The organism is Paenibacillus fonticola DSM 21315 (assembly GCF_000381905.1).
In the GTDB taxonomy this organism is placed as follows: Bacteria; Bacillota; Bacilli; order Paenibacillales; family Paenibacillaceae; genus Fontibacillus; species Fontibacillus fonticola.
Genome location: NZ_KB907263.1, coordinates 115130 through 129072, shown reverse-complemented (window position 1 = coordinate 129072; position 13943 = coordinate 115130). Strand labels below are relative to the sequence as shown.

Below are 13943 nucleotides of genomic sequence, written 5' to 3'. Positions count from 1 at the left end.
ACGTGGTTTTCCAGCGTGACTGCGTGGCCATTCGTAAATACTTAGTATAGGATGCAGAAGTATAGGATGCAGAAATCTGTAAATGTTCTGCAGGGTGAAGGACAATATAGGCGTTAGTTTGAGGCCGGGGGCTTTCACTGTAATTTTCGGGTTTGCCATCCAAAACCATTCCTTTCCCTTGAGCCTGAACATCTCAATTGTACGGAATGGTCTTGGTGATCAAACACTCGATCCTTCTACACGCATAGCGGGTAGTTTTTTTGTTTCGCGCGTTTCGCGCACTCAACTGGCTAAAGCCCAAATATAAAGGGACCCGAATGTGGTCCCAAGTCAGTACAACGGCAAAAAGCACCCCCTAGCCATCCTAAGCGGGGTGCTTCTCCACAGACGAGGATAAGTTTACCGTTTCTATACCTTAACCTTCCATATTGAACGGAGTATCTGCGATCTTGATGGAATCCGTTGGGCATCCGTCCGATGCATCCTGAAGGTCATCGTACAAGTCTTCCGGAATTTCCGTTACACCGCGGTTTCCGTCATTTTCGTAGATTACTTCAGCCAAGCCTTCATCGTCATAATCGTAAATATCCGGTGCCGTAGCACCACAAGCGCCGCAAGCGATACAAGTATCTTTCTCTACCCAAGTATATTTCGCCATCTTTATCTGCCTCCTGATAAACGGTACAAGTGCGGTGAAATGCTACCACCATGATCAATATAATATAAAAAGAAAGCAATTTCAAATGATTTGTCATCATTTTCCGTTGATAATCATTATCATTCCTCCCGATTTTCCCGGAGAAAATCGGTTTGCAGAGATGTGCCGCGAATTTTGTAGTTCCGGATAAGCGCAGAAGGATCATCGCTAAGCATGCCTGCGGTCAATATCGCATCCTCCCCGAATTTATCCCGCAGCAAATCCATCGTCTTGGTTAGCGATTCCTTTTTAGGCTGCTGCTCGTAGTCAAACAGATCCAGCTGGAGTGCCGAGCTCTCCCGCGGCACCAAATTTTGCAGTGTGATGCCAAGCAGCCTTATCGGCTTGCCTTTGTTCCAGTGACGAAGATACAGCTCACATGCTTCACGATAAATGTCGTCCGCCTGTTCCGTTACGTTCCCGAGTGTCTGCGATCGAGTAATCGTCTTCATGTCGGGCGTACGAATCGTAATTTGCACCGTTTGCGCCATCAATTGCTGGCGGCGCAAACGCCTAGCCACCTGATCCGCCAAATTCAGCATGATTCGCTTCACATCTTCCAGATCTGTAACGTCCCTGGGCAGCGTTGTCGTATGGCCGATGGATTTATTCTTCTCCCGTTCTTCACGGACAGGTGATTCGTCAATGCCGTGAGCTGCCTGCTTCATCCATAAACCCATAACGCCAAACCTTTCGGACAGCACCTGCTCATCCGTCGCGGCAAGCTGACCCAGCGTGTAGATTCCCATCTTCTTCAGCTTCTCCCCCGTCTTGCGGCCGATGCCGAACAGCTCGCTGCACGGCTTATCCCAGAGCAACGACGGCACGTCGCGCAAACGAAGCACCGTAATGCCTTTCGGCTTCTTCATGTCGGACGCCATCTTGGCCAGCAGTTTGTTCGGCGCGATGCCAATCGAACAAGGCAGCCCTAGCTCTGCGGCAATCCGCGATTGAATTTCATGGGCGATCTCCAGCGGGGTGCCGAACTGCCTGGAACCGGTAATGTCCAAATAACATTCATCGATGGATGTGGCCTGCAGCAGCGGCGTGTACCGATAAGCAATGTCCATAAAAGCCTTCGAATAACGGCGGTACAGATGAAAGTCCGGAGCGATCAGAATAAGCTTCGGATATTTCCGCAGCCCCTCCCTGACGGTCATTCCCGTCCTTATTCCTCTGGCCCGTGCAGCATAGGAGCAGGTGACGATAACCCCTTTGCGCAATTCAACGCTTCCCGCGACCGCTGTCGGTTTGTTCCGGTACTTCTGCGGCTCCTCGGCCTCATGGACAGAACAATAAAATGCATTCATATCGATATGAAGAACCACCCTGCCGTTCACAGGATAATAATCGTCGATATTTCTCACTAGCGTTCCCTCTTTTTTAACAAACTATTTATTTAAAGTGGTGTCATCCTTCGAGAAATTGGTTGGGTATACAGTTTTCTGCCATTAGGCTTCTGTCTTCTTGAACGCTGCCCCTGAAAAGCTATATACAAGGAAAGCATACATTTATCGCCAATCAGGGTCAACACAACCGGGCAAATTCATAAAAACGGTGTCACATTTAAAACACAAATGCTATAATTAGAAATTATAAAATCAGAGCTGACACTCAGATGATATCCAAAAAGGGGGACATTTTCATTATGTCAAAGGCTGTAACCATCTTCGACACAACATTACGTGATGGCACTCAGGGCGAAGGAATTAGCCTGTCTGCGGACGATAAGTTGAAGATAGCCAAAAAGCTGGATCAACTGGGTGTTCATTATATCGAAGGCGGCATTCCTGGCAGTAACAGTAAGGACATTGAGTTTTTCAAAAGAGTTCAGGAACTCAAACTATCTGCTAAAATAACCGCTTTCGGGAGCACCCGGCGTAAAGACAGCATCGCTGAGCACGATCCTAATTTGAAACGCATACTCGAATCCGGAGCCAGAGCGACCTCCCTGGTCGGCAAATCGTGGGATTTCCACGTGCATACCGCTCTCCAGACGACATTGGAAGAGAACCTGGCGATGATTTACGATTCCATCGCTTATTTGAAGCGGGAAGGAATGGAAGTGCTGTTCGATGCCGAGCATTTCTTCGACGGATACAAGAACAATCCTGAATATGCTCTGGCCGTCATGCGCAAGGCAGAGGAAGCCGGGGCAGACTGGCTGGTCATGTGCGATACGAACGGCGGTACGATGCCGCATGAGGTGTATGATATCGTCTCTGTGCTTGCTGGCCGCGTTACAACTGCACGGCTTGGAATTCATACGCATAATGACTGTGAATTGGCTGTCGCCAACGCGCTGAACGCCATTCGCGCAGGGGCCGAGCAAGTTCAAGGGACGATGAATGGCTACGGGGAGCGCTGCGGAAATGCCAACCTGTGCTCGATTATCCCTAATCTGCAGCTCAAGCTTGGCTATGACGTCATTGACCCGGAGCAACTGAATCAGCTTACGAATACGGCACGCTACGTCAGTGAGATCGCCAATGTGCACATGCCGGTAGGACAGCCGTATGTAGGCACGGCTGCTTTCGCCCATAAGGGGGGCATCCACGTGTCGGCGATTTTGCGCGATTCGCGTACTTACGAGCACATTACCCCGGAAACGGTCGGCAACCGCCAGCGGGTGCTTGTTTCCGAGCTCGCCGGACAGAGCAACATCCTCTCCAAGGCGCAGGAAATGGGCATCAAATTTGATCCTGAGAACGAGGAGACACGGCAAGTCATATCAAAAATCAAAGATCTGGAGCATCAGGGCTATCAGTTCGAGGGCGCAGACGCCTCCCTAGAGCTGCTGCTTCGCCAGGCAAACGGGGAGATGAAGGAGCTGTTCGTCTTTGAATCGTTTAAGATGCTCGTCGAGAAATCCGCCGGCAAGCCTGTCGTCTCCGAAGCATTTATTAAACTGAACATCGACGGGAACAGCCTGTATACGGCTGCCGAAGGCAATGGTCCTGTGAACGCTCTCGACAATGCCCTGCGCAAGGCGCTGATTTCTTACTACCCTGGATTAAGCAGCATTCACTTATCCGATTACAAAGTCAGAGTGCTTGACGATAAAGATGCTACAGCCTCCAAAGTCAGAGTTCTAATTGAATCGAAGGATGCCTTAAACTCCTGGAGTACAGTCGGAGTGTCCAGCAATGTCATTGAAGCTAGCTGGGAAGCTCTCGTAGACAGTCTGCGGTACGCCCTGCTTGGGCAAACAAAACATGAGCACGAAGAATTGAAGTCCGCGGGACAAGGATTAATGAATCACTGATCCCCCCGTTATTCAATTTTCCATATGACCAATGGCCGCAGAAAGCCCGGATAATCCTTAACAACAGGACATCCGGGCTTTCTCAATTTAAGCGAGCGGCATTCGCTAGCCGCCTCCTTTACTTAGAAAGAAAGCTAGGAATTCAGCAGTTTCTTTACCTTAGCCTCCAAATCTTTCGGCGGCAAAATACCTACAACAACGTCTTGAATAACGCCATTTTGATCAATGAGTACGTTCGTCGGGAAAGCTATCCCGTTAAACAGTTTGTAGGCTTCCTCTTTCTTATCCAGAAGAACCGGAAATTTAATGCCGTATTCCTGCACAAACGCCTCTGCTTGCTCAACCGTATCGTAGGCGGTGACATTAACGCCGTATATGTCTAACTTATCTCCGTATTTCTCATACATTTTGACCAGATCGGGTGCCTCGTCCTTGCAAGGATCGCACCAGGACGCCCAGAAATTTACCAGCACCGGCTTGTCCCGCTCTCCCCCCACCTTATAGGTCTGCCCATCCATTCCTGGCAAGGCAAAGGAAGGGGATAATGAGCCAGGCTTGGGTGCCTTTTCAGCGACGGCTGTTCCTAAGGTTTTCACCTCTTTTTGTCCGGTTGCCGGCTCCTTTCCCCCCAGTCCAAGCGATAACAGGTCTGACCCGGAATTCTGGTACAGTGCAATCCCTAATAAAATTAGCATAGCCACCAATATCCATAAATTTTTTCTTCTCATTTGACATTTCTTCCTTTGCTTGTTGTAATCGTACATGATCCTGGCGTAAAGGATTGATATTTGTTATTGTACCCTTTTTTCATAAATTGTTACAATCGCTGAAATGAGGTGAACATGTAATGTGGAATCACGGCGAGCAGCACCGCCTTCCCCATAAATGGGTGATCGTCCCGCACGTTTATGAGCAGATGAAGGAAGATGCCTCAAGCCGGTATCCCCAGGAAGCTTGCGGGGTCTTATTTGGCAATATGACCGCGGATCCCCCCGTCATTGACAGCTATCTACCGATCAGAAATGTGTCGCCCCGCCCGCATCAGAACTTTGTGCTGGACCCGGAACAATGGGTAAAGTGCTGCTTCAATTCCAGGCTAATCGGGCTCTTCCATAGCCATCCCTCCGCCCTCCCTGTTCCTTCGGAGACCGACTTGCAGCAGCTGCCCTTATTTTCCAGCTTGTTAAGGCTGTATCTCATCGGATCTTGCCATCCGGCGGAGGATATTGTTCAAGAGGCGCATGACGGTTACCGATTTACTCTGAATGGATATCATGTTACTCGAATGGGATCAAAATTACCAACGTTAGACCCGGCTGACATAGTCATTATGGATTCAAAGATAGTAACTAGCGATTAGAAAGCATAACGTTTGACTGTACAGTTATGTTTCAGGTATCATTATTTTATAGAATCATATATAAAAACAATGAGTCTTCAGGAGTGAGGTGAGCCTTTTGGGATGATCCAATTATACAAAATCGGCGAGCTGGCCAAAGCGGCAAACGTAAGTGAACGAACGATTGACTACTACACGAAGCTGATGCTCATTAAGCCGGAGACACGAACAGAGACAAATTATCGTTTGTATAGCTCGGAGACCTTGAACCAGTTGAAGCGAATTAATCAGTTAAAACAGGAGAAATATACTTTAGAGGAGATTCGCGCAAAACTGGAGCAATGGAACAAGGTTAGTCATGAAGAGCAAGTAACGGAAAAATTAAGCTCGCTCGAAATTCATATGCAGAGGCTGGAGCGGGAAGTCAAGGAACTCGAGCCGCTCATATCCAATTTAAAGCCGGGGCAGGCTCGCAAAGCGTTTTCTAGTCTAATGCCGCAAAGCCTCGCCTGTATCGATGCACTATATATTTTAATTAATCAGGGACCATTTATTTAAAATTAAATAAAATATAATAAATACTAATAAAATAATAACAGAACATCTACGATCAAATTATTCGCCTAAGACTACTATGACACTACATTCAACAGGGGGAATAAACACCATGAACTCTAATGTTATTTTTTTGCTGCTTATTATAGCCATTGCTTTGTCCTTTTGGGCACAATTTAAAGTAAAAGGCACGTTTAACCGTTTCGCAAAAGTTCCCAATTTGTATGGCTTGACCGGACACGACGCCGCACGGCGGATGCTGGACGCCAACGGTTTGTACGATATCCCAATCGAACCTGTGCGCGGCAGTCTGACAGATCACTACGATCCGATGAAACGTGTAGTCCGGCTATCAGAGCCCGTATTTTATGAAAATTCCATTTCCTCGGTCGCTGTAGCCTGTCATGAGGTCGGTCATGCAATACAACACAAGGAATCGTATTCCATGCTTGTGCTGCGTCACAAAATGTTCCCTGTCGTCAATCTGACTTCGCGCGTGTCGCCGTTTCTCATTCTTGCCGGCTTCATCTTCGGCGCACTGAATCTGGCCTGGGTTGGCGTATTCTTCTTCTCTTTCGCCGTTCTGTTCCAGCTGGTTACTTTGCCTGTAGAGTTCGATGCTACCCATCGGGCGCGCAAAGGTATGCTAAGCCTCGGCTTGGTCTCCCACAGCGAAGAGCAGCAGGTGGGCAAGGTTCTAAACGCAGCCGCCCTGACCTATGTCGCTGCAGCGCTAATTTCCCTGCTGGAGCTGCTCCGTTTCGTTATGATTTTACTGGAAAGCCGTGCTCGCGAATAATGCAGCGTGAGCTTAAATAGATGATAATACCCGGAGAAAACTGGCGGATCCGCCGGCGTTTCTCCGTTTTTTGTATTTTCACCCTATCGCCTTTTACTTTTACCGCCTTCCTTTCTTCAAAACATCCATCCATATATTGAAATAAATTGTATAATTGAGGTAAGATGAACGAAACTAGCGCCGTACACTGCAGTTGATAGGGAGGAAATACATATTGATCAGACCCGAGAAAATACTTCTAGTCGATGATGAAGAAGGTATTTTGACGTTATTGGAAATTATTTTAAAGAAGGAGCGGTACGATTCCATCTACACTTGCTCATCAGGGAATGCAGCGTTGGAGCTCATTGACAGACATTCATTTGACGTTATTTTATTGGACGTGATGCTCCCTGACATTCATGGCTTTGAGCTATGCACGAAAATTAGAAGCAAGACGAACACCCCTATTATTTTTATTAGTTCCTGTTCGAGCGATTTTGATAAATTGACCGGACTCGGAATCGGCGGAGACGATTATATTACTAAACCGTTTAATCCACTCGAGGTGGTTGCCAGAATTCAAAGCTTGTTCCGGAGACAAAGTCTGGACCGGGCTAACCTGTACGAAAAACTGGATCATAAAGACAGCCGGGAATACCACTATGGCCATCTTGTCTTAAAGCCGGCTGACGCCCTGCTGCTCGTCAACGATCAAAGCTATGAGTGTACGGCGAAAGAACTGGATTTGCTCGAGTTCTTTTTTAGAAATCCTAATCGAATTTTCACCTCCACCCAAATCTATCAATTGGTCTGGGGAGAAGAACCTTATTACGGAGAAGAGAAGACCGTCGCCATGCATATTTCAAAAATAAGAAAAAAACTCGAAAACAAACCAAAATCCCCCCAAATCATCATTAATATGAAAGGGATTGGATATAAGTTTGTTCCTCCTCAGTAAAGGTGGCGCTTATGAACATTAAACTGCGTTTCGGACTTCATTTTATCATTGGCTTATGCATTTGGCTGTTGATTATGGGCCTTATTTTCATGCTGACGATCGACGGGCTGTTTCCGGTAATCGGGTTATACGAGGACATGCCTGGCTATGACCTGCTCGTACTTGTAGTATTCGCGCTAAGTGTGGCGCTGTCCAGCATCTTCTTCAGCTGGTATTTCAGCAATCCGATATGGTATATCATTTCCTGGATTTCGCAATTGTCCAAAGGCGTATATGGCCCACCTGAAGTAAACAGAAGCATTTTGACGCGGCAGGGAAAGCTGAAGGCTCCTTATCGTTTGTACAGCGAGGTCCTATCCAATATTAATGAACTGTCCCTAAGCCTGCAAAAGGCGGAGCAGGAAAGAGAGCAGCTTGAGCAGCTAAAAAAGGACTGGATTGCCGGGGTCTCGCATGATTTAAAAACTCCGCTAACATACATAACAGGCTATTCCGCCTTATTGCTGAATAAGGATTATACTTGGAACGAAGAAGAAAGACATGATTTCTTGCAAGAAATCTTGAAGAAGGGTGAGCAGATGGAGGCTTTGATTCAAGACTTCAATCTCTCTTTGCAAATCAATCAGACAAAGTCGCTTATCCCGCTTAAGCTGGAGGAAGGAAACATCGTCGAATTTATCAAGGGACTGCTGGCGGACACCTGGAACGACCCGAACTATGAGCAATATGATCTAAGCTTTCACTCCGAAGAAACCGCCGTGCTGCTTTCCTTTGACAAAAGGCTGCTTTACCGTGCGATGCAAAACTTGCTTATGAATGCGATTCTGCATAACCCCGAAGGGACCCAGATCAACGTCTCTTTAAGCAATGAAAATAACCAGTTCGTGAAAATAACGATCCAAGACAACGGCGTCGGAATGGATCAACAAACACTCGAAAATTTGTATAAGAAATATTATCGCGGCATGTCGTCCATTCGCTCCGAGAAATACGGGATGGGATTAGGGATGGCCATTGTCAAAGACCTTATCGAGGCGCACGGCGGCTACATTACAGTAGATAGCGAGCAAGGCAAAGGAACCTCTTTCTTTATCATTCTTCCCTTCGTAAATTAGCAGCTTAAAAGCCGCCCCTTACAGATCTTATCAGACCTGAAGGGGCGGCCCTTCTGTGAACGTCTATTTAATATAAATGCTGCCGGAAGATGACTTGATGGTTAAACTCGGGCTATCTCCCCCTGCGGAACCGATCTGCGCTGTCAATTGCTGGCCTGCCCCTTTTTCGCTTACATCAGAGGCCCCGGTAAGCGAGGAGTCAATTTTTCCCGATTCTGTTGATGCATCCAGCTTTAGAGATCCCGGCGCATCCACAAATTTCAGCTCAATGTTCCCCGTTCCCGTTGTAATCCTGCTTTGTTGCATCAACGCGCCCGAATGCGATATTTTCACGCTTCCCGTATCGTTTCCGACTTGAAAGTCACCTGTAATGTCCTTCAGCTCCAGATCGCCGGCAATTACATTTCCTGCGACTTTGCCGCCCTCAAAACCAGTGATCTCAACTTTCCCCGAATCACTTCCGACCACTAGCTCATCCGCCTTTAGCTTATCGCCTTTAATTTCTCCTGAAGCTGTAGTCAGGCTGATTTTACGATATTGTTTGTCCGGCAGCTCTATTTGCAAAGTATCTGTTTTAAAATTCACTATTTTAGAGGAATCGCCCCAATCAATATTAAGTACGTCCCCATTTAGGCTAATTTTTGCCTCCTTGCCGGCTTTTGCACCTACCTTTACTTCTGTGCCGGCTGCTGGACGAATATCGATATTCTGTCCCCCAGTGTGCACAATAACTTCTGCGACCTGATTGGCGTCAAAAGCTTGCGCACTGCTCTTGTTGTTGTCAGAGTTTGCTTGCGACCCGCATCCCGTTAAAGCTATCGCCAAAATACTAATACATACCGCCGACATTATTGTTTTTATTGCTTTCATTGTTTTTCTTCCCTTGCTTCTCATGAAACTCCTCCTTTGTAGTGCTGCTTTGATCTGCTTTTTTGGAAGCTGCCGAAAGCTGCAGCCCCCGTTGCAATTTGTTGCCCCGCAAGAGCAGCCACGAACAAAATACACGTCACTATTAAATACACTGTGGAATGGTTCGCCGAGATGCCCAGGAAATCCAAGTAAGGCAAACTGTTTACCGGCCCCATATACCACCATAAAATATATACGACCTCAAACATTTTCCGCGTTCCGCTCAAGGTCCCCAGTGTCATGGCCAAAGTCGGAGCAAAGATAGCTCCTGCCATCCAGGTCATCACCGCTTCCCACTTCCCATCCATGGCGAAATGAATGAGCACGCCCGAGGAAATCAGCACGGCCACCACGATCCCTGACACCCAAACGGCAAAAAATCTTTTTAGCGGCGGACAGCTGGACAGTATCATATCCCGGGTAAAATAGTACTTCTCTCTCGTTCCCATTTGCGACCAAATAGCGATCGGCCATAGCATGAGCAGCGGCAGCCAGCTTTGCATTTTATCGAGCGGGATCAGCAGACTGCTGACGATGCTGCCCAATACGAGCAAGTACCACCAGATCGAGCTGCCCTTAAGCATCACGACAAGCTCAGCACGGATTAATCTCATTAAGCGGATGCCTTTCTCTTTCTGTACTGGTGATAGAGAGAAATCCTCCTTCCACCCCGGTTGAGCCGGCGCCTTTTTCCTCGATTCATAGCTGAGAGGAATCACGCTGGTTCTGCGACTTTGCGGCGTTTTGAAGCGATTGAACACAAGCGCAGATAGTAAGATGATCACCAGGGCAATCCCTGTCCAAATCAGCCGCTGGACCAGCATGCCAGGCTCCCAGTCGACCCCATGCCATTCAAACGTAGGGCTTGCTCCTTCCACCGGATAATATCCGAAGCTGCCTCCCTCTTGGCTGTTGTTGAGAAAATCATACTGGAGTGAAGCCTCCTGGACCATATCGGTGCGAATCATATCCAGCCCGAATACGTCCAAAAAGCTGTTTGGCACAGCGATCGAAATGACGCTGAAGAATACCCATAATCCAAAGAAGATGATGTTGCCTACTACGCCCTTCAAGCCGGGAAAGACATCAAAAAATACAGTTAAAGCAGCTAGCACCAGCAACGAAGGCATGACGATAAACAAAAATGGCTGGGCATAATCCAAAATTTGCAGCTGATAATCTTCGCCCCGGATGAGCTGCATTGCCATGAAGGCCAGAAACAAAATCAGCTCAATGACGAGTAAAACTACATAGTTCGATATCGCTTTGCTGGCAATGTACCGAAAATTGGATACGGGCGTCGAGGCGATAACTTGACCGACCTTCCTGCGCTCATCCTCAGACACTTGACTTCGCAGCATGAAGAAGGCGAACAGCCATAGCAGCAAGGTCGAGAGCATCGTAACCATACCGCCTAGCCAAGCGGAGTTGTAAACTCCCCGAACCCCGCCAATATAGAACACCTGATAGCCGCTGGCAGGCGAAGGCACACAAGCATAGCCCAGAAACAGCGTAAGCAAAACGACAATTAAGAAGGAGTAGCTTCTCATCTGCTTAATCAGGTTGTTTCGGATCAGGCAGCCGTAAATATGCCATACGTTCATCATAATGCGCCTCCCAGGGGTGACACGGCGTACAAATAGGCATCCTCCAGCGTAGATGGCAGCGGCAACGCATTCTGGCTGGGCCGGAAATCAGAAACGATTCTGGCATGTACCCCATCGCTGCGGTGAATCGCGCTGCTAATCATATATTTATCCTGCATCTCCTGCAGCTCTGCTGTCGGAATGATACATTGCCACACTTTGTGGTCCGCTCCCTGGATCAGACCTTCCGGCGTCGTGTATGTAACTAAGCGCCCTTTGAACAAAATCGCAATATTGGGAGCGATCGATTCGATATCCGTTACGATATGAGTCGATAAAATCACGATCCGGTTGGACGACATCGTCGACAAAAGATTTCTGAACCTGATCCGCTCCTCCGGATCGAGTCCTACTGTCGGCTCATCGACAATCAGCAGTGACGGATCGTTTAACAGTGCTTGCGCAATGCCTACCCGCTGCTTCATGCCGCCGGAAAACCCGCCAAGCAGTTTTTTACGGTCGTTAGCTAAATTTAAAATTTCGAGCAGCTCGTCTATTCTTTTGCGGGCCGATTTCATCCGCAGCCCTTTCATAGCCGCCATATATTCCAAAAATTCGAGCGGATTCATATTCGGGTAGACGCCAAAGTCCTGCGGCAAATAACCGAGTTCCGTCCGCAGAACATCGGGGTGCTTGCCGATGTCCGTTCCGTTCCAGGTAACGACGCCTTCCGTAGGCTTTTCAATCGTAGATAATATTCGCATCAAGGTTGATTTTCCCGCTCCATTGGGCCCTAGTAATCCCAGTACACCTGGTTTTAAATGCAAGGTAACCTGATTTAACGCCTGCTTTGAACCATACGACTTTGTTACGTGCTCAATAATTAATTCTTTCTGCATTTTCACCACGCCTCATCATTTCCATATTTTCCAGCCTTGTCTCACGGCCTTTAATTGCAGTATAAATAGTCAAAGTAAAAATAAAGTAAAAAAAGCGCAAAGGTAACTTAAAAGTGAATTTGCAGATAAAAAAAACCGCCAGTCATTGACTTGGCGGTGTATCGGGGGGTAGTCCGAAATATTCGAGTAGAAAGACGCGAAATGATTGCGCAACAAGAGGCAATTTATCGTCTGCACGGTGGATCAATCCGATCGTGCGCGTTACTTTTGGCGCAGAGATGCGGACCCTGGCCGGCTGAAGCGAGAAGCTCTGGAACAGCGCGACTTCAGGGAGAAGGCTTACGCCCATCCCGGCCGCGACCAGGCCTCGTATCGTGTCTGTCTCCTCCCCTTCAAAGGCGACTTTTGGCGTAAAGCCGGCCTCCAGGCAGGCGTGCCAAACGATTGGCCTTAAAGAATAACCCTTGCTGAATAAAATAAATTTATCATCCTTTAATTGATTCAGTTTAATACTCTGCTCATTGGCAAGCGGATGACCCGGAGGCAATATGGCGACCAAATCCTCGGTGAGCATCACATTCCCGGCGACCTGATTATGATTTTCCGGAAATGGAGATATGAAAGCAAGATCTACTTCCGCGGATACAACGTCACGGATAAGCGTAGGGTACATCCCCTGCTTAAATCTAAATTTCACGTTCGGATACAGTTTGCGGAACTCGGCGACTACACTCGGAATAACATGAACGCCGAGACTATGCGGAAAGCCAAGGCGAATTTCTCCCTGCTCTGGATCAATAAATTCGTGTACCTCATTAACAGCGCGATCCAATTCCTTAAGGATCGTCTCTACCCGGCTGCAAAAGAGCTGGCCGACCGCTGTTAAATGTAAATTTCGCCCCTTCTGCATGAACAAGTCAACTCCAAGTTCCTGCTCCAATTGGTGAATTTGTCTGCTTACAGCGGACTGAGCAACGTGAAGCTCTTCAGCTGCCTGTGTCACATGCTCCTTCTTCGCCACCTTCACAAAGTACTGCAGTTGTCTTAATTCCACGAATCTGATCGCTCCATTTCGATTCCTGTCTTAACCCCTATTGGGAAACTATACTTACATCATATTTAATCTATCATAACTTTACCATTTACTCTGTGGGGGTTCAATGTCGTTTTAACAGCCGTATAATTAACCCATAAATAAAGAAGCCGCTAGCGAGACCGGAAAGATGCCCTACCCAGCTTACTTGTGGTATCAAGAACGAAAAAATAACAAAGACGATTAATAGGCTATAGAGGGTTTTACGAGAAGCTTCATCCATTAAGGCCCTCTGGAACAGAGCTACGTAAAGGAACGCTCCAAACACGCCATAGACCGCCGCTGAAGCCCCATTCGCCAGCATATGCTCTGCCGTTCGCTCGTACACGGCTCCAATGATCAGATTGGCGACGATCCCGCTGCCGAGGTAAAGCACGATATACCTCCAGTGGCCCAGCAGCCGTTCCATTGGCGGTGTAAAGATCAGAATGGCGAAGCTGTTGGAAAATAAATGTGTAAACTCGCCGTGCAAAAATATCGACGCAATATAACGCCACCATTCGCCGGCGAACGGTTCAACGTTGGTGACTGCACCGAATTCCAGTAGCGTGATGTTCGTGGCACCCTTTATCCAAACTAGGATAAACACAATCACATTTATGGCGGCAATGAAACAGGTGACGGGATAAAATTTTAAATAGCTCTTCCAATTTTCATGGCGAATAAATATCATAAAATCCTTCCTTCACGTTGTTTATTTTCCTAATGTTGGACAAGCACTTTCTAAAAAGACTATAATTAAAATT

At 47.5% G+C, this 13943-nt stretch carries 14 protein-coding genes; 6 read left to right on the top strand and 8 right to left on the bottom strand.

All coding sequences use genetic code 11. The annotated features are described in order from the left end of the window. Window positions 1-415: 415 nt before the first annotated feature. Both G358_RS0118975 and G358_RS0118970 read right to left on the bottom strand, forming a co-directional pair. Complete coding sequence (locus G358_RS0118975) at window positions 416-658, bottom strand: ferredoxin (RefSeq protein WP_019638833.1); 243 nt, start codon at window positions 656-658, stop codon at window positions 416-418. A 119-nt stretch (window positions 659-777) separates the two neighbouring features. Then, entirely contained in the window at window positions 778-2064 is a 1287-nt protein-coding gene (locus tag G358_RS0118970; protein ID WP_019638832.1) for a DNA polymerase IV, read from the bottom strand. 281 nt (window positions 2065-2345) lie between these two features. On the opposite strand from G358_RS0118970, the gene cimA reads away from it, so the two are divergent. After that, window positions 2346-3962, top strand: a complete 1617-nt coding sequence (cimA, locus tag G358_RS0118965; RefSeq protein WP_019638831.1) for a citramalate synthase — start codon at window positions 2346-2348, stop codon at window positions 3960-3962. Between the two features lie 134 nt (window positions 3963-4096). Here the strand turns inward: cimA and G358_RS0118960 are convergent, their stop codons facing one another. Continuing rightward, window positions 4097-4690: a TlpA family protein disulfide reductase gene (locus G358_RS0118960; RefSeq protein WP_019638830.1), complete on the bottom strand. Its 594-nt coding sequence runs from the start codon at window positions 4688-4690 to the stop codon at window positions 4097-4099. A 119-nt stretch (window positions 4691-4809) separates the two neighbouring features. Here G358_RS0118960 and G358_RS31830 point away from each other — a divergent pair, with 119 nt between their 5' ends. The 5 genes from G358_RS31830 (at window position 4810) to G358_RS0118935 (ending at window position 8710) form a co-directional block, all read left to right on the top strand. Continuing rightward, the gene (locus G358_RS31830; protein WP_019638829.1) at window positions 4810-5322 is read left to right on the top strand and encodes a M67 family metallopeptidase; all 513 of its coding nucleotides are present in this window, start codon (window positions 4810-4812) and stop codon (window positions 5320-5322) included. Between the two features lie 102 nt (window positions 5323-5424). Continuing rightward, window positions 5425-5859, top strand: a complete 435-nt coding sequence (locus G358_RS0118950; RefSeq protein WP_019638828.1) for a MerR family transcriptional regulator — start codon at window positions 5425-5427, stop codon at window positions 5857-5859. A gap of 109 nt (window positions 5860-5968) precedes the next feature. Next, on the top strand, window positions 5969-6655 hold the full coding sequence (locus G358_RS0118945; protein ID WP_019638827.1) for a zinc metallopeptidase: 687 nt from the start codon (window positions 5969-5971) through the stop codon (window positions 6653-6655). Between the two features lie 217 nt (window positions 6656-6872). Continuing rightward, the gene (locus tag G358_RS0118940) at window positions 6873-7595 is read left to right on the top strand and encodes a response regulator transcription factor (protein WP_026342358.1); all 723 of its coding nucleotides are present in this window, start codon (window positions 6873-6875) and stop codon (window positions 7593-7595) included. Between the two features lie 11 nt (window positions 7596-7606). Next, window positions 7607-8710: a sensor histidine kinase gene (locus G358_RS0118935; protein ID WP_019638825.1), complete on the top strand. Its 1104-nt coding sequence runs from the start codon at window positions 7607-7609 to the stop codon at window positions 8708-8710. Between the two features lie 63 nt (window positions 8711-8773). Here the strand turns inward: G358_RS0118935 and G358_RS0118930 are convergent, their stop codons facing one another. From G358_RS0118930 to G358_RS0118910, 5 genes are all read right to left on the bottom strand, one after another. Next, window positions 8774-9604, bottom strand: coding sequence for a DUF4097 family beta strand repeat-containing protein (locus G358_RS0118930; protein ID WP_019638824.1), 831 nt, complete (start codon window positions 9602-9604; stop codon window positions 8774-8776). Continuing rightward, window positions 9601-11226, bottom strand: a complete 1626-nt coding sequence (locus tag G358_RS0118925) for an ABC-2 transporter permease (protein WP_019638823.1) — start codon at window positions 11224-11226, stop codon at window positions 9601-9603. The genes G358_RS0118930 and G358_RS0118925 overlap by 4 nt, the downstream gene beginning before the upstream one ends. Beyond that, window positions 11223-12104, bottom strand: a complete 882-nt coding sequence (locus G358_RS0118920; RefSeq protein WP_019638822.1) for an ABC transporter ATP-binding protein — start codon at window positions 12102-12104, stop codon at window positions 11223-11225. The genes G358_RS0118925 and G358_RS0118920 overlap by 4 nt, the downstream gene beginning before the upstream one ends. A 142-nt stretch (window positions 12105-12246) precedes the next feature. Beyond that, entirely contained in the window at window positions 12247-13158 is a 912-nt protein-coding gene (gene gltC / locus G358_RS0118915) for a glutamate biosynthesis transcriptional regulator GltC (protein ID WP_019638821.1), read from the bottom strand. Window positions 13159-13261: 103 nt separating this feature from the next. After that, complete coding sequence (locus tag G358_RS0118910; RefSeq protein ID WP_019638820.1) at window positions 13262-13870, bottom strand: rhomboid family intramembrane serine protease; 609 nt, start codon at window positions 13868-13870, stop codon at window positions 13262-13264. Between the last annotated feature and the right edge of the window lie 73 nt (window positions 13871-13943).